Origin of the sequence: Vibrio artabrorum, from assembly GCF_024347295.1 — a bacterium.
Taxonomy (GTDB): Bacteria; Pseudomonadota; Gammaproteobacteria; order Enterobacterales; family Vibrionaceae; genus Vibrio; species Vibrio artabrorum.
Map to the genome: position 1 here is coordinate 1,040,744 of NZ_AP025459.1, position 21,540 is coordinate 1,062,283.

At 42.0% G+C, this 21,540-nt stretch carries 18 protein-coding genes; 7 read left to right on the forward strand and 11 right to left on the reverse strand.

The genetic code is table 11. The annotated features are described in order from the left end of the window. Positions 1-384: 384 nt before the first annotated feature. Entirely contained in the window at positions 385-1,839 is a 1,455-nt protein-coding gene (locus OCU36_RS18650) for an FAD-dependent oxidoreductase (protein WP_261839996.1), read from the forward strand. A gap of 132 nt (positions 1,840-1,971) precedes the next feature. Here the strand turns inward: OCU36_RS18650 and OCU36_RS18655 are convergent, their stop codons facing one another. The 3 genes from OCU36_RS18655 to OCU36_RS18665 form a co-directional block, all read right to left on the reverse strand. After that, positions 1,972-2,922 carry a 5-oxoprolinase subunit C family protein gene (locus OCU36_RS18655; protein ID WP_261839997.1) on the reverse strand — a complete coding sequence of 317 codons (951 nt, stop codon included), beginning with the start codon at positions 2,920-2,922 and terminating at the stop codon, positions 1,972-1,974. Further along, a complete protein-coding gene (locus tag OCU36_RS18660; RefSeq protein WP_261839998.1) occupies positions 2,915-3,667 on the reverse strand; it encodes a 5-oxoprolinase subunit B family protein in 753 nt (250 codons plus the stop codon). Before OCU36_RS18660 ends, OCU36_RS18655 begins: the two co-directional genes overlap by 8 nt. 90 nt (positions 3,668-3,757) lie before the next feature. Then, a complete protein-coding gene (locus OCU36_RS18665; protein WP_261839999.1) occupies positions 3,758-4,501 on the reverse strand; it encodes a 5-oxoprolinase subunit PxpA in 744 nt (247 codons plus the stop codon). Positions 4,502-4,786: 285 nt separating this feature from the next. Between OCU36_RS18665 and galE the strand changes: the two genes are divergently transcribed. Beyond that, positions 4,787-5,800: a UDP-glucose 4-epimerase GalE gene (gene galE / locus OCU36_RS18670; RefSeq protein ID WP_261840000.1), complete on the forward strand. Its 1,014-nt coding sequence runs from the start codon at positions 4,787-4,789 to the stop codon at positions 5,798-5,800. A 321-nt stretch (positions 5,801-6,121) separates the two neighbouring features. On the opposite strand, the gene OCU36_RS18675 is transcribed toward galE, so the two are convergent. After that, the gene (locus OCU36_RS18675; protein ID WP_261840001.1) at positions 6,122-8,269 is read right to left on the reverse strand and encodes a TonB-dependent hemoglobin/transferrin/lactoferrin family receptor; all 2,148 of its coding nucleotides are present in this window, start codon (positions 8,267-8,269) and stop codon (positions 6,122-6,124) included. 226 nt (positions 8,270-8,495) lie between these two features. Here OCU36_RS18675 and OCU36_RS18680 point away from each other — a divergent pair, with 226 nt between their 5' ends. After that, a complete protein-coding gene (locus tag OCU36_RS18680) occupies positions 8,496-9,383 on the forward strand; it encodes a LysR family transcriptional regulator (protein WP_261840002.1) in 888 nt (295 codons plus the stop codon). Here OCU36_RS18680 and OCU36_RS18685 read toward each other — a convergent pair. Beyond that, positions 9,372-12,056, reverse strand: coding sequence for a bifunctional acetate--CoA ligase family protein/GNAT family N-acetyltransferase (locus OCU36_RS18685; protein WP_261840003.1), 2,685 nt, complete (start codon positions 12,054-12,056; stop codon positions 9,372-9,374). The two genes, OCU36_RS18680 and OCU36_RS18685, sit on opposite strands and share 12 nt — an antisense overlap. Before the next feature lie 216 nt (positions 12,057-12,272). Here OCU36_RS18685 and OCU36_RS18690 point away from each other — a divergent pair, with 216 nt between their 5' ends. Both OCU36_RS18690 and OCU36_RS18695 read left to right on the forward strand, forming a co-directional pair. Continuing rightward, positions 12,273-12,839 (forward strand): SPOR domain-containing protein, encoded by a 567-nt coding sequence (locus OCU36_RS18690; protein ID WP_261840004.1) that lies wholly within the window; start codon positions 12,273-12,275, stop codon positions 12,837-12,839. Between the two features lie 180 nt (positions 12,840-13,019). Next, complete coding sequence (locus OCU36_RS18695; protein WP_261840005.1) at positions 13,020-14,015, forward strand: D-alanine--D-alanine ligase; 996 nt, start codon at positions 13,020-13,022, stop codon at positions 14,013-14,015. A 47-nt stretch (positions 14,016-14,062) separates the two neighbouring features. Here OCU36_RS18695 and OCU36_RS18700 read toward each other — a convergent pair whose 3' ends face one another. Further along, a complete protein-coding gene (locus OCU36_RS18700; RefSeq protein WP_261840006.1) occupies positions 14,063-15,031 on the reverse strand; it encodes a tyrosine-type recombinase/integrase in 969 nt (322 codons plus the stop codon). Positions 15,032-15,131: 100 nt separating this feature from the next. Here OCU36_RS18700 and OCU36_RS18705 point away from each other — a divergent pair, with 100 nt between their 5' ends. Together OCU36_RS18705 and yciH are read left to right on the forward strand one after the other, a co-directional pair. Further along, positions 15,132-15,497: a DUF3319 domain-containing protein gene (locus OCU36_RS18705; RefSeq protein ID WP_261840007.1), complete on the forward strand. Its 366-nt coding sequence runs from the start codon at positions 15,132-15,134 to the stop codon at positions 15,495-15,497. A 4-nt stretch (positions 15,498-15,501) separates the two neighbouring features. Continuing rightward, positions 15,502-15,813 carry a stress response translation initiation inhibitor YciH gene (gene yciH / locus OCU36_RS18710; RefSeq protein ID WP_261840008.1) on the forward strand — a complete coding sequence of 104 codons (312 nt, stop codon included), beginning with the start codon at positions 15,502-15,504 and terminating at the stop codon, positions 15,811-15,813. Between the two features lie 1,220 nt (positions 15,814-17,033). Here the strand turns inward: yciH and OCU36_RS18715 are convergent. Genes OCU36_RS18715 through vxrA form a run of 5 tightly spaced genes read right to left on the reverse strand, consistent with a single transcriptional unit; the run spans position 17,034 to position 21,402 of the window. Beyond that, positions 17,034-17,186, reverse strand: a complete 153-nt coding sequence (locus OCU36_RS18715; protein ID WP_004731009.1) for a YoaH family protein — start codon at positions 17,184-17,186, stop codon at positions 17,034-17,036. 41 nt (positions 17,187-17,227) lie between these two features. Then, positions 17,228-18,376, reverse strand: a complete 1,149-nt coding sequence (locus OCU36_RS18720) for a conjugal transfer protein TraF (RefSeq protein ID WP_261840009.1) — start codon at positions 18,374-18,376, stop codon at positions 17,228-17,230. Positions 18,377-18,426: 50 nt separating this feature from the next. After that, positions 18,427-19,314 (reverse strand): DUF2861 family protein, encoded by an 888-nt coding sequence (locus tag OCU36_RS18725; protein ID WP_261840010.1) that lies wholly within the window; start codon positions 19,312-19,314, stop codon positions 18,427-18,429. Then, the gene (vxrB, locus tag OCU36_RS18730; protein WP_261840011.1) at positions 19,314-19,973 is read right to left on the reverse strand and encodes a response regulator transcription factor VxrB; all 660 of its coding nucleotides are present in this window, start codon (positions 19,971-19,973) and stop codon (positions 19,314-19,316) included. Before vxrB ends, OCU36_RS18725 begins: the two co-directional genes overlap by 1 nt. After that, entirely contained in the window at positions 19,948-21,402 is a 1,455-nt protein-coding gene (gene vxrA, locus OCU36_RS18735) for a sensor histidine kinase VxrA (protein WP_372040376.1), read from the reverse strand. The genes vxrB and vxrA overlap by 26 nt, the downstream gene beginning before the upstream one ends. Positions 21,403-21,540 lie beyond the last annotated feature (138 nt).

Genomic DNA, 21,540 nt, shown 5'->3' on the forward strand with positions numbered 1-21,540 from the left:
GGCATCTTTCAGCATTTTTAAAAACTAATTGTTCAATAACGCAGATTTAATGAACAACGGTTAGTCCCTGTAAACAAAGGGGTTGTGCATTTGTGCAAGAACGTTATCAACAGTTATCCACAAAAACAGTGGATAACTTTAGGGATAAGTTGACCGCACGGTTTTACGAGTAATGAGGCAGCCTTTATGTGGCGTCACTTAAGACAAATATGGCCGTTAGAATAACCTTTAACACGCGATCCTGAGTTATTAAGTCAAGAGGTTATTTATGTTTTTTGCGCCGTTAATAATAACGGTTAAGCTAAGACCTTGATAAAAATGTGTTTTAATTCAGAGCAGAACAAAAGTAGAATGACGTCAGTTAATCCTATCCAACAGAACACAATGAGCCACAACAAAATGGATATAATTCAACCTTCTATTGCTATTGTTGGTGGTGGCATAGCCGGAACGACAAGTGCGATTCACTTTAGCGAGTTGGGCTTTGAGGTCACTCTCTTGGAAAAAGGACCGAGTTTGGTGAATGGGCCACCCATTTGCCACCTGCATGCGGGGGGCAATTTATATCGCGATATTTCGGTAGAACAGTGTCTTCAGTTGCTTAGGCAGTCCATTGATACCGTGCGTTTATTTCCTCATACGATAAACATTCGTCCGACCATTATCGCTGTCCCACATAGTGATGGTGGGGAACCGTTGGATCTGCTTCCTCGCTTGAAAACAATCAAGCATGCTTATACAGAGCTTGTAAACCAAGATCAAAACCACCAAGTGCTTGGTCGCCCACAAGACTATTACAAACTGTATAGTAAAGAGGACTTGTTAGCGATAGCAGAGAGAACGCAACCTCAGCAACCGACATCACTCGATGATTGGTGTATTCCTTTTGCAAAACATACCGATTTAGAGACGCTTAAGTATCCTGTTGTTATGGTTCAAGAGTACGGTTGGAGTGTATTCCGACTCTCTGCGACGGCTCAGCTTTCTTTAGAACAACAGCCCAATTGTACGGTATTGACCAACAGCCGCTTACAATCGGTTGAATCTACGGGGCAAGGTTGGTCTTTGACCTATACCGATATTGATAACCAACGCTGCAAACTCACTACCGACTATTTAATTAACGCCAGTGGCTTCGAAACCGGCATTGTGGATGACTTTGTGGGTTCTAAGCAACAACGACTGGTTGAATTTAAAGCCGCCTACGTGACTGAGTGGCCATATGGCCAAAAGTGTCAGGAAGAGTGGCCAGAGGTTATCTTTCATGGTCCAAGAGGAACACCGCAAGGTATGGCTCAATTAACGCCGTACGCAGACGGAGTGTTTCAGCTTCACGGAATGACTGAAGGGATCACTCTGTTTGAAGGCGGGTTGGTTTCATCGTCTACCGACTCTTCACAGCCTCAACTGCCATCGAAACTTCTTAAGAAAATCGTTTCTGGTTGGAGTGAAGAGGAGTTAGAGCTAAGAACTCGAGCCGCTATTAGACACATGTCTCAGTTCATACCCAGCTTTCGTTCCGCACAGGTTGGAGGTAAGCCTCTGTTTGGTGCGCAGCAGATCCCTGGAGCCGATCCGAGTTTAAGAGCGTCAGACGTTTCATTCTGCGGTGACCGTTATGCGCGGCTTGAAGTCGTAAAAGCATCCTCAACGTTAGAGGCAGCCCAAAAAGTGGCTGAGCATTGGTTTGATATTGCGGAGGCGGTATCGATTGAAGATACCCACCAAGTGACAATGTCACTAAATTCGAATGATATTGAAAACAGAGCCATAGGTTTGACAAAAGAGCGGGGTTATCCAGATGCTCTCGCCAAAGTTTTTGGGCAAAATCGCGTTTAAAAAGTGTAGCAAACCTCAAACCGCTTAAATTCAGTCGCAAAAAATCCAGCTTATGGTTAACCGTCAGCTGGATTTTTAATTGAGACGTTTCTTTCGTTATTTTGCTTATTGAAATACATAAAAATAAAACCACTAATAACCGAAAAATTGCGCCCATTGACACCAAACCTCTTGCAAGCCCAAACGGTCGCCTTTGCTAAATGTTATCGCATGTCCAGTTTTTGCTTGTGCTAAGCGCGGTAGGTCGATTCTTGCAACACATCCTACTTTCGGGTAGCCACCAATGGTTTGTCTATCATTAAGCAACACGATAGGTTGTCCATCTGGTGGGATTTGAATAGCACCAAGTGCAATCCCTTCCGATAGTAAGGTTATGTCAGGGGAAGTGATGGGGTCACCACTGAGGCGATAACCCATTCGATTTGAATGTTGGTCAACGAGGTAACGCGCGTTATACAACGTCTTCTTTGCTGATTCTGAAAATAGGGTACTTTGATAGCTTTCAATCACTCTTAAGTTAACCGGTAAATTGTAATCAGGTTGATATCGGAAGGTGACGCTCACGGCTTTAAATGGTCGGCATAAATCGTGTTGGATAAAATTGATAGTCTGTCCCTTCTGGCAGGCTTGCCCATCTTGGTTTAGTCCACCGATCTTTTCTCGTGTCACGGTCGCACAACTGTGCATCGTCATGGGAACGTGGAAGCCCCCTTTAATTGCGATATATGACCGCAACCCGTTCATCGCTTTACCAAATGAGAGAATTTGTCCTTTAAAAGCTTGGAAGGTGCTCCAGTTATCAAGAGGTTTACCATCGAGCTTAGCCTGTAAATCACCGCCACATAAAGCCATCTCACAATCATAATCGATTCTTAAAACACATTGCCCAAGAGTCACCTCCAACGCAGCTCGGTTAACAGGATTGCCGAGCAGATGGTTTGCCCAACTATAGGAGTAGTCATCAACAGGCCCTCCCTGTGTTAAGCCAAGATGAGCAACCCCAAACCGGCCAAAATCTTGGATAAGAGAAAGTGGGCCGGGCTTGATCACCGTAATTGTGGGTGTCACGGCTGAGTTAACCATTGGTGACACCTCGACTTAACTTGATAAACTCTCTTTTCGAGATTGATGTAAAATGGACCGTATCACCGACATTTAGCAGTGATAGTGACGGTTGTGTACCCTGTGCACTCTTTAATTGGTGGTGATCAAACAACGGCAACGGGCAATGACCAATAATGTTCCAACCACCAGGTGATTCTGATGGGTAAACCGCTGTTTTTGACCCTGCGATTGCGATACTGCCTTTTGGCACAGCTAAGCGAGGCGTTGAATGGCGCGGTAAAATAAGCTCACTAACCACATCTGACATGAATGCAAAGCCTGGCATAAACCCAATGGCACTGACGCAGTACGTCTGTGAGGTGTGGTATTGAATGATATCGTTAAGTGATAAGCCTTTTTCTTGATATCTATGTAAATCGAGCGCTGTTTCTAGTGAATAATACGCGGGTAATTCAATAATATTGCCCGTGTCATTGGTCTTTATGGATGAAGATAGGGTCTGGGTTAACAGCAAATTTAGTTGTGTTATACATTGCTGTTCTGAAATTCGATAAGGTAAATAGTCAACCAATATTGAGTAGTAAGCTGGGGTTACATTCATTAAAACGGTGGCTAGGTTTTGACGAATTGCATCACAAGCGCGCGCAATATACTGCGCGTAAATGGTGGGAGAACGATGGGTTGAGGGGGGTATCGTTAAAGTCACTAACACGCTGCACTCAGCAACAGGCGCAATATTGAATTCAATGGGATTCGTCGACATTTTGTTTCCATTCGTTATGATATGTTCGTTTCCAAATTTAGCGGTCTAACGGCTATGTCCTAAGTTGTACATAGGATTTAGTGGATCCAACTAATTCAATGCATTTAGATCTTGTCTGATTTTTCTAATCAGTGCGGTAGATTGGGGGTTGTCACCATGTACACAGATGGTATCCGCTTCAATAGACAGTCGCTCACCCTCAATCGTCGTTACAGATCCATAATTAACGATTTGCATGACTTGGTTATAGATATCATCTTGATTTACGTATACCGCCCCTTTTTGCGTGCGTAGCGCCAATTGACCGTTATTTAAGTAAGCTCGATCAGCGAATGCTTCAAACAGTAGAGGTAAGTCGTGATCGTCTGCTATATCTAAATATTGTTGGTTATCAGATGAAGAAAGAATCATGAGAGGGATATTAAATTCAGCCACCGCTTGAGCAACAGCGTTAAAAATATCGATGTTCGCCATCATATCGTTATAAAGGGCACCATGAGGTTTCACATACCCAACAGAGGCATGGTGATAGCGGCAAAGGGCTTGTAATGCGCCGACTTGATAACACACTAATTCACTTATTTGATCCATGGTATGTGGGATTGAGCGACGTCCAAACCCAACCAAATCTTGGTAGCCGGGATGAGCACCAATTTGAGTACGGTAATGCTGTGCCAGTTTGATGGTCTTTGACATCACATGTGGATCCGACGCGTGAAAACCGCAAGCAATGTTTGCCATATCAACCCACTCCATGACTGACTCATCGTCACCCATCTTCCATTTTCCGTAACTCTCTCCCATGTCGCAATTAAGCATTATCTTGGTTGTCACTTGGGTTGACCTTTTATGTTAGAGGTATTTAAAGACGTTGATACAAAATAAAAAATTTAACAGTGATGTAATTCAAGTTTTTGATATTGTTATCTACGAACGTACCATTAGTAAAAGTAGGGCGTTTACCTCAAAGATGCCACCCGTTAACGCCCTTTGGCAGACACTGTTTCACTGTCAATCAATGCTCGTCGAAAAGAATTAATGGTATCCGGTATTTGTGACTGGGCCTCGACTTAAGGTATCATGGCAATAGATTCATCTATTTAGATAAGGTTATCAAACATGAATGTTCTAGTGACAGGTGGCATGGGTTACATTGGTAGCCATACAAGTATCCAGATGATTAACGCAGGCATGACGCCAGTACTGTTTGATAACTTGTACAACAGCAAACCAAGTGTTCTTGAGCGTATTGAAAAAGTGTCTGGCGTTCGCCCTAATTTTATTGAAGGTGACGTTCGTGATAAAGCGCTTTTGATTAAAACCATGAAAGAACATAGCATCGAAGCGGTAATTCATTTTGCTGGCCTGAAAGCGGTCGGTGAATCTGTCGAAAAACCACTTGAGTACTACGACAATAATGTTAATGGTTCGCTAGTACTGGTTGATGCAATGCGCGAAGCCAATGTGAAAACGTTGGTGTTTAGTTCGTCTGCTACTGTTTACGGCGATCCCGCTAGCGTTCCGATTACAGAAGACTTCCCAACAAGTGCAACTAACCCTTATGGGCGTAGTAAGTTGATGGTAGAAGAGTGTTTAACTGATTTCCAAAAAGCCAATCCAGACTGGAGCATTACACTGCTGCGTTATTTTAACCCAGTCGGTTCACATCCAAGTGGAGAGTTGGGAGAAGACCCACAAGGTATTCCCAATAACTTGATGCCATTTGTCTCTCAAGTTGCGGTGGGGCGACGCGAGTACTTATCTATATTTGGTAATGACTACCCAACGAAAGACGGTACTGGCGTTCGAGATTACATTCACGTTATGGATCTATCTGATGGCCATATTGCTGCACTTGAGAAAGTAGGGCGTAAAGATGGTCTTCATATCTACAACCTTGGCACCGGCAATGGTTCAAGTGTTTTAGACATGGTAAAAGCATTCGAAAAAGCAAGCGGTAAACAAATCCCTTATAAACTGGTTGAACGTCGCCCTGGTGATATCGCGGAATGTTGGGCCGATCCAGCAAAAGCTCAAAAAGAGCTGGGTTGGAATGCAACGCGAACCCTGAGTGAAATGACCGAAGATACCTGGCGTTGGCAATCAACAAACCCTAATGGTTTTCCAAGTTGATTTAATTTTAAAGGATGTTTAAAAGCATCCTTTTTTGATCTAAATCGTTTAAAGAGTCAATGACAGTGTAAAAAGTGTCATTCTGTATTCGGTATGCTATCATTCTCTCAAGTTGTGTATTTAATGTTAATTTTCTTTGGAGTTAATCATGGAACTTGGTCTAATCATCACTTTCATTATTGCAGCCGCAGTAATGGTAAAAAAAGAAATGACAGCGAAATAATTTCACTTATCACCTTTTTCATACCACTTTTAGTGAAATAGATAAAAGCCAGCATTTAGCTGGCTTTTTAGTCTCTGCGATGTAGATTATTGAATAAATTAGAATTCGTATTTAGCTGAAATGCCGTAGTTTCTTTCTGCTTGCGAGTTCTCTTTGTAGAGCTGATCGTCGCCACGAATATCGTTCCAACGATAGTACTCTTCGTTAGTCAAGTTGAATACACCACCACGAATAGTCAGGTCCTTCATTGGCTTGTAGTAAGCCGTTAGGTCAACAACCGTAGCACTCGGGAGTTCAGTTTGACCCGCGTTGCCACCGCTTTCGTCATCGAAGTTAATGTCTGAACCAGACTTGTTAGCCGTGTAGTTTAACTTAAGGCTAGTCCCCCAGTTTTGGTTTGGCGCATCGTAGTTAAGACCTAATACAGCATTCCAAGGGTTTACACTATTTAGTGCATGACCGTTTCCATCTTCACCCTCTGTATATGAAGCAGCGAAGTGAGTTGAAATTCCTTTTGGTGCACCGACCAAAACATCCCACAGTAACGTGTTGGAGAATTCAACCCCCTTAATTGTTGCCGAATCTAAGTTAACGTTAGAGTAGTGTGTTGTTCCGCCCACTTTTTTCGTGACCACATTTTCGATGAAGTCATCGTAATCACTGTAATAAGCAGCAATTTCAGACGACGAAGCCTGTGTATTATGACGGTAACCTAGTTCGTAAGAGATACTGGTTTCAGACTTAAGATCCGGGTTGGGGTCATTTACGTAACCATGTCCTGGGTTGTCATACGTGTAGTACAGTTCATCGAAAGAAGGGGCTCTAAAGCCTTGGCTAATTTGGCCAAAAAGGGTGCCTGTATCAGTAATTTTGTATGTTGAGCCTAAACGTCCAGTTACCGCAGAATCTGAGAAATCAGTTAATGATTCTGCGGTATTATTACCAGGGTCCGTTGAGAAGTAGTCAAAACGAACACCTGGAGTAACAATCAGTTTGTCGTTCATTAAGCTCATTTCGTCTTGAACAAACAGGCCAAATTTTTGCTCTTTCGCATCAGGAGTGTACACATAAAGCTGATCAGGGGTCGCAGGATCAGAATTATACTCCATGTTGGTATTGCTGATATCACTATGAGTATATGTTGCACCGTAAACGAGGTAATGGTTGTTAATCTCTTTATCTAACTGCGTTTCGACCTCAAGCTTATCTTCGGTGTATTCATAGTCTTTCGTTTGCAAGTTATCGTTGTTCGCTGGCACCCAAGGTGGCATACCTGGCCCCGCTGGTTTAAAACGCTTCGTCACACCATTTTCTTCTTTAGATATGTATGACACCTTACTTGTCACGGTGTCAGCGATAGCACCATCAGCGAACCAAATGTGTTTAATCGCAAATCGATTTTGCTCTGTATCATCTGCACCCGTGTAGCTATCGTAGCTTGAGTGATAAATGTCCGAGTCTGAAGTATCTTTGATGAGCTCAGCGAGAAACTCAATACGATGGCTTTCATTCAATTGATATTGCAGTTTTACCAATAGGTTATCCGCTGATGTGTCTTGATTTTCTACTGCGTAATTCTCTAAGTTATTAGAGTCACGGAAGTTTTGCAGCTCTTTACCGTCACGGCGAGTGTAGGCAACCAATGTTTCTAAATCACCAAATCGATTCGCTAAGGCAACATGCTCACTGAAAGCGTTATCTTCTGAAGAGTAAGATAGTTTCGCGTGGCCACCGAAGTCTTCGCCCGCTTTCAAGAAATCAGTAGGGTCTTTCGTTTCAAAGGCAACCACACCACCAATAGCGTCACTTCCGTGTAAACTTGAAGCCGCACCTTTGATAATTTCGACACTTTTGATCATGTCAGGATCGATTGAAATACCGCTAGAGTTAATAAATGCGTAAGGACCACCGTCAAATGAGCCTGGTTGAGAGGACCCATCGACCAAAATCTTAACGCGTTTGCCTTCTATGCCACGAATATTGATAGTCTGCGCCCCTTGGCGAGGACTCGAGTTCATCGTGATACCTGGTGTGTATTCGAAGATTTCGTTCACATCTTTTGCCATGTTCTCCTCAATTTGCTTATCAGAGATAACCGTCACAGAGGCCGCGGTATTGATAAGAGTTTGATTCGTGCGAGTTGACGATACAACAACCTCGTCAAATAGGGCATAATCTTCAGCGAAAGCTGATGTTGATGAAAGCGCCAAAATGATTGAAGCTGAGAGTAGGGATTGCTTATACATCGAATAGTTACCTTAGTTTCATAGTATTATCGTGGTCTGTGATTGATAATATTGGATCTAAATGATAATTACTATTATTTGTATTTACTTGTTTTTTTGAATTGAATCAATCCATGGATAATGAGTGAGCTTAAGTAACTGTATCCAATGACTTTTTACAACGGTATTGATTTTCTAAAGGCTTGTATTTTTGTGAACTAAATCTCATTTTAATAATAGGAAAGCTATGCATAGTCCAATAACACTTGAAGCACTACACATACTCGATGCCATCGAGCGTCGGGGAAGTTTCGCCGCTGCGGCAAATGAAATGGATAGAGCACCATCATCGCTGAGTTACCAAATTCAGAAATTAGAGCAAGACTTAGATATTATGATTTTTGACCGTTCTGGACATCGAGCGAATTTTACAGAAGCAGGCCAATTGATACTTGAGCAAGGTAGGGTAATTCTTGGAGCAACAGAACGACTCGTTAATGAGGCGAGCATTCTCGCCAATGGTTGGGAGTTGGATTTAACCATTGCCTTTGATGGTATTATTCCGATTACTCATTTTTTTCCAATGGTCGATGAGCTTGGAAAAATCAGTAAGACACGCGTTCGTTTACAAGAAGAAATATTAGCGGGCTGTTGGGAGGCGCTTATCGACGATCGTGCCGACTTACTCGTGTGCCCAAAGGTTGACACCATTCCTAACGGTCTTAAAAGTGACGTTATCGGTAAAATGGAAATGGTTTGGGTTGCAGCGTCAAACCATTATGTACACAAACGTTCTGGTGAATTTAACCAAAAAGCAAGGGAAAGTTACAGGGTTATTGCCATTGCGGATACCGCTCGTGATCAACCAGCATTAAGTATTAATATTTTAGAAAAACAGCCACGGCTAACTGTGACAAGCTTCCCTGCAAAAGTAGAGGCTCTGATAAGTGGATTAGGGATTGGTACTTTACCGACTAGCGTTGCTACACCTTTAATTGAATCGGGCGTTCTACAGCAGATTTCGGGAACAGAACCACAGCCGATCGATATCGTTATGGCTTGGCGACGCAACAAAATGGGCGACGCTAAATCATGGTGTATTCAACACCTTAAAAAGACATGGTCACTTAAGTAATGGCAATACCATGTCCGCAGTACCGTCTTCAAAACTGATCTCTAGCTTAAAACCGAGTTTTTGAGCGAGTGTTAGCATCCCTCTGTTTGTCGGCATTGTCATACCTGACATCTGCTTGGTCTGTTTGGCTCGGCAGTAGTCGATTACCTTAGTGAGAAGAATTCGACCTAAACCGATACCTTTGAGATCAGAACGTATTAATATCGCAAACTCTGCGTCGGTATTTTCTGGATTAATCAAGGCTCTCGACACCCCGATAATAGCAGGAACGCCTTGTTCCTTACGAACAACCACAAATGCTATCTCTCGATCGAAATCAATTTGAGTGAAATTGGCCAATGCCTCATGATTAAACTCACCCACATCACTAAAGAAACGTTTATAGAGATCTTCTTTAGACACATGGCTAATGAAGTCAGCATGAAGCGGTTCATCTTCCGGTAAAATAGGGCGTAGCAACACTTGCGTCCCATCTTTTAACTGGATTTGTTCTTCAAGCTCAACCGGGTAAGGACGGATAGCAAGTCGCTCTTGAGGGTCTCCTTCGTAAGCTTTCAAAATAATATCGGCGTCTAAAATGGTAAACTTATCTCCATTAGCCAGTACTGGATGGATATCCAAATCATGTATCTCCGGACAATCAACCACCATTTGCGATATACGCACCAATAATTCAGAAAGTCCCGCAATATCGATTGGATTAGGGAGTTTTTGTAGGCGGATCTTGCCACTTTTTATCGCCCGAATTATCAAGTAGCGTGCCAGTGTCATGTTTAGCGGTGGGAACGCAGCGGCAGCATCGATAGACTCATCCCACTCTGAACCGCCTTGGCCGAGTAAAATTATGGGGCCAAAAGTTTGGTCTGTAATGACTTTAACACGCAACTCTTGGCCTCCTGCAAGCTTCGCCATACCTTGAATTAACAGACCGTGGATATGGGCAGTAGGGAACGATAATTGAGAGCGATCGAGAATTGCCTGAGCTGCATTTGCGACTTCATTGCTGTTTCGTAGATTCAGCATCACACCTTGTACGTCCGACTTATGCGCAATATCCGGTGAACGTAATTTCACTGCAACGGGATAACCAATGGTTTCGGCAATGTGTACCGCTTCACTCGGATCAGATGCGATCCAGGTCGGTAATACATCGAGATTGAAACTCTTGAAGAACTGGCTATTTTGATGAGTATCAAGACTAACTGTGTTTTTATCCAGTAGTTGTCGTTTTATCCAATTTTTCGCATCCGCTAAGTCTTCAATGTGTACTTTTTCTGCCGTGGTCGGCGTTTCCTTCAGTTGACGTTGGTTACGTCGGTACTCGACTAAGTGCATGAATGCGACCACTGAGCTTTCAGGTGTTCGATAGGTAGGGAAACCCGCTTCGGTAAACCGCTTTCGTGCTGGCCTTGCTGTTAGCTCTCCAGACCAATTGGTCAGGATGTTAAATCGCTTGTGGCGAGGGTGCTTTTTAATGGCTTCAATGATTCGCTCTGCGGTTTTAGTTGAATGTGCAATGGCTGAAGGGCTGTGCATGATCAAAATCGCATCCGCTTCATCGCCATCGAGTAAGATGTTTATGGTGTCGATATAGCGTTGATCACCGGCATCGCCAACAATGTCGATAGGATTGCTATAAGACCAACTTTCTGGCAAAACCTCGTTCAATTTTTCGACTGTCTCTTCTGATAGCTCAGCAAGCTTTCCGCCACGGTCAAATAAGGTGTCGACCGCCATAATAGCAGGGCCGCCGCCATTGGTAACAATCGCCAAGCGCTCGCCTCTCAAGGGCACTGAATGAGTCAGAGTTTCTACCGCAGCGAACAGTTCATGTAAGTTTTTAACTCGCAACATGCCGCTGCGTCGAATGGCTGAATCATAGATAATATCTAATGTGTCGACACCGCCGGTATGGGCGATTGCAGCCGCTCGCCCTTTCACGGTTCTTCCACCTTTAAGCACCAGAATTCTTCGATTACGCGAGGCGGCACGTGCTGCAGAGATAAAGCGTCTTGCATCTTTAATACTATCAAGATAGAGCAAGATTGCTTCAGTGTGGGAGTCGGTGCTCAGATAATCCAACAATTCCGAGAATTCGATATCGCCGCCATTACCTATCGAGATAAACGCCGAGAAACCAATCTCTTTATCATTTGCCCAATCGAGAATCGTAGTACACACGGCTGCAGATTGTGAAACAAACGCAATTTTACCAGGTAGAGCCGTGACAGGAGAGAAAGAGGCATTTAGCTTTAACCATGGAATAATAATGCCAAGGCTATTTGGACCAAGTACACGAATGTTATGCTTTTTTGCGATCGCTAGGCATCGGGATTCAAAGGTCTCACCATTATCACTGATACGGTGCATGTCAGATGACATAACAATGACAGACGCGATACCTTTCTCCGCTAACTCATCAAAAATCGCGATATTTCTCGTTGCATTGGTACATAAAATAGCAAGATCGGGCACGATAGGCAGTGATAAAATGTTCTTGTAAGAAAGTACGCCTGCAACAGAGTCATATTTAGGCGTAACTGGCATTACCGCACCTTTAAAATCCCCGTGCAGCAGATTATTCATAACGATATATCCCGCTCGCGTTTCTTGTTGAGAAGCACCAACTACAGCGATTGAGCGGGGTTTGAGTAGGGGATCAAGATGATTCATAGACATATCCTGGCAATGCGCGTTAGTTCATCGTAACCCACTTTTCAGTTGCAGGTTGATGTCAAATACACCGATTTTAGAATAATAAGCAAATATGGCATAAAGTTTGTGAAATAGGTCACCCACTAATGATGTATAATCTCAAAGTTAACTTGATTCTGAACCGACGTATCGGCATGATTTATAGTAATTATTATTAAGGATATAGAGTTTCCTATGAAAAAATTTGCAATTGTGACTTTGCCACTGTTCTTGGCTGCATGTGTGTCTGGCGATTACGTTACAAATGTAACTTCAGATAGTTATCAAGAAGAGTACAAAACAGCCAAAGTTGAAGCACCCGTTGTATCTCAATCTGAACAAACGAGTGTTGTTGAAGAGAATGTTGAACAACCTGTTGTCAAGACCGCGCCGGTTGAACAAAAAGTGACTCAAACAACGGCAGTTAAGCCAATTGCCACTGTTGTAGGCCCAACCAAGAAACAACAAGAGATGAACCAGCGCTTCGGTTACACCGTTCAAGTGGTAGCGGTAGGCACCCAAAATAAAGTCGACTCTTTCGTAAAAATGCTCCCGATGACACAGCAACCTGTTTGGGAAAACTACAAAATGGTTAATGGCACGAAATGGTTTACCGTTCTTTACGGTGACTACGCTACACGCTTAGAAGCTAAGAAAGCCATTGCGACCTTGCCGGCCACTTTCCAAAACTTGAAGCCGTTCGTTAAGAGCATTGATGATATCAAAAACTCTGAATACCCGACGCTTAACAAGTTGAACTAAGTTTAAATCGATATAGAGGGAGCACATGCTCCTTCTTTTATTTTTAAGACAAACAGTTCTGTTTAATAGTTAATCGCTCGATCATAAGAACGCGATTTTCGTGTTCAAAACACTGTACCTATTTCGACTTTTGTTTATCATTGCAGTCAGTATTCCTAGTTTCAAGGACCGAATTTACCCATGAACACCACAAACATCCTTTTACTTTGCGGCGGTGGATCTTCTGAGCATGAAGTGTCCGTAGTTTCAGCCAATTATCTTTATGCTGAACTCAATAGCGTTGCAGATTTTAATGTTTTAAGAGTTGAGATTAAGAGTGAAGGTTGGTGTCTTGATTCGGGAGAGTTAGTCTATCTTGATATTAATAACCAAACTTTATGTGGTAACAATCTCAAATCTAAAGTCGATTTCATCGTGCCTTGCATTCACGGTTTCCCAGGGGAAACGGGTGACATTCAATCTCTGTTTGAAATGGCCAAAATCCCGTATCTAGGTTGTGGACCTGAAGCAAGTAACAACAGCTTTAATAAGATCACATCTAAACTATGGTATGACGCACTTGGTATTCCAAATACGCCATACTTGTTCTTATCTGACAACACAGAAAAAACGCACTTACAAGCGACTCAAGCGTTTGATACTTGGGGAAAAGTTTTCGTAAAGGCAGCTCGACAAGGTTCTTCTGTTGGTTGTTATCAAGTCAATCAAGTTGAAGACTTAAGCGAAGCGATAAACAAGGCGTTTACCTTCTCGGATCAAGTACTTATTGAACAATCAGTGATACCGAGAGAGCTAGAAGTTGCAGCTTATGAAATGGATGGAGAACTTCACATCAGTAAGCCGGGCGAAGTGATTGCCCCAAATGGTGCATTCTATTCTTATGAAGAAAAATACAGCGCCAACAGTCACTCTATCACCGAAGTGGAAGCGAGCAACCTAACCGACGAGCAACGAATGTTGATTGCAGATAGCGCGCGTAAAGTCTTTACTCAAATGAAGCTTCGTCACTTATCGCGTATTGATTTTTTCTTAACGCAAGACAATAAGATTTACCTCAATGAAGTCAATACCTTCCCAGGTATGACACCAATTTCAATGTTCCCGAAAATGGTTGAAAACGACGGTTATAAATTTAGCGAGTTCCTAGAAAATTGCGTTAGAACCAGCCTCCTTTAGTTCGTCTAAACTTAACGTATCTAAGATTACATAGTGCCTTTTTGAGTTTATTGCCAAGGCACTATCGCTTTAAATTTCATTTTTTCTTTTTCGGCTGTAGCGACGTGCCCAACATATTGCGCTGGCATTGCTACGCTAAGCCAGCGTCCAAAACTCTGAATTTCTCTTACCTTAAGGCCTTGTTTCGATAACTCTTGCGCAGCACCGATACGAATTGAATTTCCTGAAAAATGATAATTCCCTGGCAGACTAAGCAGATCACTCGCATTTCTCAATATCCTATAGATAGACGAATCATCTAAAGGTTGAAGTCCAATATTTTCATGCTTGTCTATTGCGCGAAACAATGGGAGGTCATCGTCATTACCGGCAAACGAAAGCCACTGAAGCAGTGAATCATTGGCCCTTTTTGACAGCTTATAAGCCGCATGTTTGATGGTGATTTGATAACCTTGATCGCGACTTTTAATATCTCGCATCGATAGCGCTTTAAGCTCTGAACGCTTTAAAGCACACTCAAACATCACATTGTAAATAGCAATGTCACGAATTTCTTTTAAGTTTGCGTTTTTATGTTTAAGCAGCGAATTTAATTGAGTAAGGTGTGCTGATGTCATGGCATGGGTTTGCTTAGCGTCACCAGCCATTCGAGCCTGTAAGTGGAGCAGAGTAAAGCGGACTTGCTTATGCTTTATTGGGTTGGCAAAGTTTAGCACCGTATGTAATAAGCTCAGTGTTGCAGTGTAACGTTTAATAGATGCAAATTTTCTAATTTGGGATTCAGTTTCGAGAAAACGACGAACGGCAGTAATAGAGGCTGGAAGCGTATTGATACTATGTTTAACACAAAAGGCATGATAGCGGTTCCAGTCATTATAAATAGCTAACAATGAGTTGCGAGAATACTGGCACCCTGTTAATTCATCAATAATTTCAACGCTCGCTTGGCTGTTCAGTTTGTCAACAAAAGCATTAATTATTACGGTTTCGGTTAAAATAGGGACTTTTTTTCTCAAATTACTGTACCTCAGCAGCTATTTTAACCATATTATTCTTGATATGATGAAAAGTATACTTATGATTAGTGTAGTGAAAACAAAAAGATGATTAATAGATATGGCTAATTCAATTTATCGCAACATCCATTTGCAATCGATAGATGCCAATAACACAATCTGGCAAGCTAAGTTAAAGAAGAATGTCATTCAAGGCAATCTTGCGGCCGTAAAAAAAAGCATCGATTGGTGGATTGATACTGCATCTATTATCGATCCTAAAGAGTTTACAGCGTTGAGTAAGCCTAGAGGAGCGGGTGGAACTGAGAGCTTCAACGGCTATCAAATTAAGAATGACACCGGTGAGCCGAATGCGTGGTATTGCATGTTTAATGGGCGCCTAATTAAAGGTGGAAAAATGGCAATTCAGCGTCATATAGAAGCTTACTTACTTGCTAAACAAAAAGCAGAGCAACAAAAGAAATAATATTATGAGCCTTGTATATTCAACAGAAACAGGTCGTATCACACCTAAAGAAGAAAAAATCCAACGCCCTAAGGGTGATGGCATTGTTCGAATCCAAAAAGAAACAAAAGGTCGTAAAGGCAAAGGGGTTTCAGTCGTTACGGGCTTAGACCTAGATGATGCTCCGTTGAAACTAATGGCGGCAGAACTTAAAAAAGTTTGCGGCTGTGGCGGTTCAGTTAAAGATGGTCATATTGAAATTCAAGGTGATGCTCGCGATAAAATTAAAGCGCATCTTGAAAAGAAAGGCTACAAAGTTAAATTCGCCGGCGGTTAATTATCTTTCACTAATTCCAGTGAGACAATCGAAGATTATGATCACTGGATATTAGGTATTTTATGGTAAATACCTAATATGGTTAAATAGACAGTATCAGAATACCGATACTTCAAAGGCAGGGCATATATGCAAAAAAGAGCTGCCTATTTACTATTAAAACCAATTTAACATAACGTACATAATACGCAGTGGTGGGAGAGTTTTTTTCAACGGCAGTTTTCCTTTAAATCTCGATTAAACTGAGTGCCTCAAACGACTCGAGTTTTCACATGACAACTTCGCTAACCAATATTTACATGTATGGTCTCCAATTGACATGGTTAATGATGAGAAGCCTGGTCACCATTACGCAGACTTCTGTGACCTTATGTATCGGTTTGTATCCATGAGTCGGTACGGTGTGTAAACCTTGTGGGCGTGGCCGTTGGTTAGGTTCAAGATCTTACATACGCGACGAGTCTATTTGTTCTATTTGTTCTATTTGTTCTATTTGTAGTGTGTACTAGAATTGATCATTAATTCTTATTGGTATATTCAAAAAAGTGCCTCAAAAATTACACCTAGCTACATTCCTGTTGAGAGCATAACTGTAATGCCACTTAGATAGAATTATATGAGTTCACCTCAAAGATAAAAGCAAACAAAAGTGATTTAAAAAGTTGAGATTACCTCTAACTAAGATCTTTAGTGCTTAAAAAGTGACACTGCAACTAAATAAAAAGACCGATATCCTCCATAGTTTGGATACCTCACTTGTGTTTACTATTAGCTTAAATCTAGCTTTAGACCAAACCAAATCATTTTTAACTAACTTTGCAAATCCACAAGTAACTTTACAACCTATGTAGACCCGCTATTTTCCGTTTATCTCTCTCATCTAGATCTTGTCAAACTTCAAAATTGGAAGTTACAGCATCACGCACTCTTAAAAAATACGATATTTTAATAACTTACGCATAGTGACAGAAATACTGACACCCCTATAGCTGGATGTTATTCATTCACCACTTTCTGTAGCTTTATTACAGGTGAGCTTTGTTTATGACGCGACAAAGTCGATTACTCTACGGTAAGTAACTGATGTTAAAGGGTAAAAGTAAAGATAGCGTCTTACGGAGTGCGGTTGAGTTTAATGTTAATGAGTGCAGAATAAAATATTGGAGAGAAATAAATTTAGTTATAGTGCGCCAGTGCACCAAAAAAGAAGGGCGATTGCCCTACTCTTCTTTGTTGCTCATTTCTTCACGAATTTGCTCAGCCACGATTTTGATCGCTTGTGCGGTGCTGATACCTTGGGTCATCATTTCTTGAATTCGTTCAACCGCTTTTTGTTGCTCTTCATGAGAAAGGGTTGGTAAGTCATTTAGCATGCTCTGCTCCTTTGTTTGGGAGCAGAACTATATAAGGAGTGTTAGTAACTAGCAAGGAAATTGATAGAAGCGCCCATTGCATTTTCATTCGTGTAGTTAGCACTAATATCTAACTGGAATAAGTTTAATGGTGACAGGCCAATACCGGCAGTGACGGTTCCCTCTGAATCAGAGTAAGCTAGGTTCTTGTAATAGCCCGCTCTTAGCTTAAGTTGACGCAACAGATCGACTTCGGTACCAACACGAATCATCTGTTCATTGTCTTTAAACGACGTAAACTTTTCAGCTTCATTTAAATCGTAATCAACACTTAGCGTAAAGTAGTCTGCGACAATACCCGCTCCTACCGTATACACAGGCTCCAGTTTATAAGTGTATTTACCGCCCACTTGATGAGTAGCACGGCTCGTACTGCTTGTTAGCTCTTTGCTTGAATCTTTGGTTTCAATATCCCGAGCGAGCAAGTTAGTTGCTGACACACCGACTCGGAATGGGCCGAAGAACCAAAGTGCACCGGCATCCATATTGAAGGCTGTTTCACCACCGCCATTTTCTCTTACGTCAGATAAATCGTAATCGTTAACTGAAGCAACGTAATTGTATGTATAAATACGTTGAATTTTTGGTGTGATACCAAACGAGAGGTGCTGCCCCATAAAGGTTTGGTATTTCGCAAGAGAAAGCCCAACTTCGGTGACACCAATTGAAACAGCCTCAATGGCAGACAGTTCAAGTTTATCAATATCACTACCGGTAGTAAAAACCTCAGGTGTCGCAAATGATTCGGTATAGGCTTTAGCAAAAAGGTTAGCTGCTAAAAATCGATTTGGGAGGGCAAATGCAACTACCCCGCCGAGATTAACATTGGCTTGATTACCATCAAGCTTGTTGAGAGCGGCATCGAGATCAGACGTGTTCGTTGCATCGATGACGTCGTCGATATTTGATTTCATATCGTTAGGATCATTATAACTACCACCAAAACTCGGCGTAATCATACCTATGTCATCGTTTCTACGATAGATTGCAACCAGTGCTGGGTTGTAGAATGGCGCAGTTAGGAAGTTTGCAGAAACCACACCAACACTACCCATCGCATCACCACGCGCTTCGATCGCGTAGTTTGCTGCTGATAGAGGAAGACTGGCGAATGCAATTGACGCTGCGAGTAGCTTAGTAGTTTTGTTCATGCCGTTCATCTTTATTAGATCCATTACTTAGTTAACGGCACAATTCTAAATTACTTTAACTCCTCTTCGCTAGAAATATCATACGTTTTACTGATCGTTTGTACTTGTTCGACTGAAATGTCTCCTTGCCAGCGAGATTGCACCATTGAAACAGCCAATACATAGCGATCATTTGGTAAGTCTTCATTGGCTAAGCTTTTGGGATAATCAGATTCATAGCTTTTACCCCACACCTTGTCATATTTTTCGTCGACATAATCGAACAAACCAACGTCGAGCTTAGGCAATGGACAATAAGGATTTAATAGCTCTTTTTTATCAATTAACCAAGTATCTTTGGATGCCCAACGAACTTGTTGACGCGTAACAACCTTACCGAGAATGACCCAAGTACTCCAAGAATCCCGAGCGTCAGTTTTAACGCTCAAACGATACAAGCCTGGATTAAGTTGCGTAGACAGATTGTACCGTTTGTAATATCGATGATCAGACGAGCCATTGCCCCCTTGGTCATCTTTAGAGAATTCACTGTCTGATGAAACGACCTTATCTACCCACTTCTCGAAAGTGATATTTTTAATGTTGTTACTAGACTCGACATTGATTTCTACACGGAAAGTGTCTCGACCGGGGCTCTGAATCATCATTCTTTTGATCACCACAGAGCTGATCCAATCAGGTAACGTCTTTTTAGTAAGAGTTTTTCCACAATCTTTGTTCAATGCTTGAGCAAACAGTGTATTAAGATGCTCTTCTCGATACTCCGAAGCGTTGATTTGCCAAACTTCCACCAATGAATCAAACATCTGAGGTAAGTCATTGTTTAATAAATGTTTGTGAACTTGAGTTAACGCATCATTATTCTTAAACCAATCAGCAGCATGCGCCGTATTGATGAGGCTCAATAACATTAATACAGGAAGTAAGGCTTTTTTCATTACGCTTTCATCTTATAACCAACACCACGTAATGTTTCGATTTCTAAGCCTGGTAGCTTCTGCCTAAGTTGCAACACGTGGGTATCGACGGTACGGGTTGTTGGGAAGTGATTGTAACCCCACACATGGTCAAGCAGTTCATCACGTGTAAACACGCGTCCAAGATTACTTGCTAAGAACAACAGAAGATCAAATTCAGTACGCGTTAGCGTTGTTTCTTGCTCATGGAAAAATACTTCACGAGTGGCTTTATCGATAACAAGATTCTGAGCAGTTACTTTTGATTCATCTTTTTCTTCGGTGTCTGGTAGACGGAGTTGGGCACGAATTCGAGCAAAAAGCTCAGCTTCAGCGAATGGCTTCGTTAAGTAATCATTTGCCCCCGAATCTAGGCCTGCCACTTTATCTTTTACGGTAACGAGAGCCGTCAGTAAAATAACCGGAATGTCTTTCTTTTTCTTCCAATTTGGAAGAAAGTCTACTGAGTCACCATCAGGAAGTTGACGGTCTAAAATCACAAGATCCGCTTGCTCCCAATAGCCTTCAACTTCAGAGATGAGCTCTGCATGCAAACATTCATATCCAGCTTGCTCAAGGCTAACCAATAAACCGTCAGCTAAATTTTTATCATCTTCAACGAGAAGCAATGTCTGTTTCACAAGGTATCTCCAAAATAAATGTTGTTGGGGGGCCGATAAGCGTCATATGACCGCCCATTTTTCCGACCATAGATTCCACTATTGTCAGACCTAAACCTAGCCCACTCTTACTCACGAATGGCTTTCTTAGTTGCCCCCAATCTTTGCGGGATAAGTCTCCATTATCTATAACTTTAAATGTCAGCTTTTTGTCAGAAGTATTCAGTTCTAGTATTATAGGAGGCACACCGTACTTTACGGCGTTTCTGATTAAGTTATCGATACAAGTACCTAACCAATATACGTTCACTTTTGCAGCAATATCTTTATTCACACGCAGTTCAATTCCCGGTGCAAAATCTTCTTCAACTTTATATTGTAGCCAATCTTCTACGCTTGGCACCCACTCAGTGGCCAATGGTTGGTTATCCGATTGTAAGTAGTCTTTACTGGCTTCCGCCAACTGCCTTAAGCGACGAGTATCTTCACATAATCGACGAAATTCGTCATATACTGTCTCTGGCAACTGTTCGAATTCACGTCTAAATCCTTCAACTGTCAATGATAGACTCGCAATGGGTGTTCTTAACTCATGAGTCAGTATTTGAAGTACCAACATACGGCTTTTCATCTCTTGCTTACGGCTATTCCAGCGATAAAGTGACCAACCCGACACAAGCGCGATATTCGCTATGAGCAAAATAAACATCGCGACTTGCAGCAGCTCTGAGTGATCTTCGATCTCCCAACACACGTTACCACGCTGCACGAAACAACTATTGCCTTCTGACGACAAGCTGAATGATAATCCAACTTGCGTTGCATTTTCGTTCCAGACAGACTCTTTATATAAGTAATACCTGTCACCACGTTTCACCCACATCTCGTCAAGCTCAACAAACATGCTGGCACCGGATAACAGCGCAGTAATAGCGTCACTATCCATTTTTTGCAACCGAGATAACAGTTCATCGTGTTCAGTGTTTGGTCGCTCTTGAATGTGCATAAAGCGCTTTAAGTCATCGAACTTTTCAGGATGCTGTTCAACGTATCTTGCGGCATAAGACCCTCCGCCAGGATGGATTAAACCACTACGACTAAACCAACGGTCGGACAGTTTAGTTCCTTTACATAATGCTCGGGTAAAAACCAAAGGTTCCGTAATTAAGGGGCTTAATGGTAACTTACCGCTACAGGTTTTAGATAACTGATATAAGCGTTGGATGTCTTTTAATGGGTATTGGGCCGTTTGTGGCAGCATTGAGGACGGCATAATCAATCGAGTAGGATAATCAGCTTGAAGCAGTCGAATATCGTAAGACTCAATAGCCGTTTCATGATCAAATAGTTTAGTGAAGTTATCGATACGCTCAGGTAAAGAATCTTCAGCAAATACATTTACCGAGATGGATAACAGACTAACAAGGAGGATAAAAGTTCTTTTGATGATCACAAACTAGCACAAATTAATATTGACCAATCAAATATATACCATCTGCTGTCAAAGATAAATTTTTAACGGGACGAAAAACAATAAGTATCACACGTGACAACGATTGGAGGATAGCTCGCTGCAAGATAGGCCAGT

Coding starts and splice junctions, on each gene's coding strand:
- OCU36_RS18650 (WP_261839996.1), top strand. CDS start 385: ATGAGCCACAACAAAATGGATATAATTCAACCTTCTATTGCTATTGTT.
- OCU36_RS18655 (WP_261839997.1), bottom strand. CDS start 2,922: ATGGTTAACTCAGCCGTGACACCCACAATTACGGTGATCAAGCCCGGC.
- OCU36_RS18660 (WP_261839998.1), bottom strand. CDS start 3,667: ATGTCGACGAATCCCATTGAATTCAATATTGCGCCTGTTGCTGAGTGC.
- galE (WP_261840000.1), top strand. CDS start 4,787: ATGAATGTTCTAGTGACAGGTGGCATGGGTTACATTGGTAGCCATACA.
- OCU36_RS18675 (WP_261840001.1), bottom strand. CDS start 8,269: ATGTATAAGCAATCCCTACTCTCAGCTTCAATCATTTTGGCGCTTTCA.
- OCU36_RS18680 (WP_261840002.1), top strand. CDS start 8,496: ATGCATAGTCCAATAACACTTGAAGCACTACACATACTCGATGCCATC.
- OCU36_RS18685 (WP_261840003.1), bottom strand. CDS start 12,056: ATGAATCATCTTGATCCCCTACTCAAACCCCGCTCAATCGCTGTAGTT.
- OCU36_RS18690 (WP_261840004.1), top strand. CDS start 12,273: ATGAAAAAATTTGCAATTGTGACTTTGCCACTGTTCTTGGCTGCATGT.
- OCU36_RS18695 (WP_261840005.1), top strand. CDS start 13,020: ATGAACACCACAAACATCCTTTTACTTTGCGGCGGTGGATCTTCTGAG.
- OCU36_RS18705 (WP_261840007.1), top strand. CDS start 15,132: ATGGCTAATTCAATTTATCGCAACATCCATTTGCAATCGATAGATGCC.
- yciH (WP_261840008.1), top strand. CDS start 15,502: ATGAGCCTTGTATATTCAACAGAAACAGGTCGTATCACACCTAAAGAA.
- OCU36_RS18715 (WP_004731009.1), bottom strand. CDS start 17,186: ATGCTAAATGACTTACCAACCCTTTCTCATGAAGAGCAACAAAAAGCG.
- OCU36_RS18720 (WP_261840009.1), bottom strand. CDS start 18,376: ATGAACAAAACTACTAAGCTACTCGCAGCGTCAATTGCATTCGCCAGT.
- OCU36_RS18725 (WP_261840010.1), bottom strand. CDS start 19,314: ATGAAAAAAGCCTTACTTCCTGTATTAATGTTATTGAGCCTCATCAAT.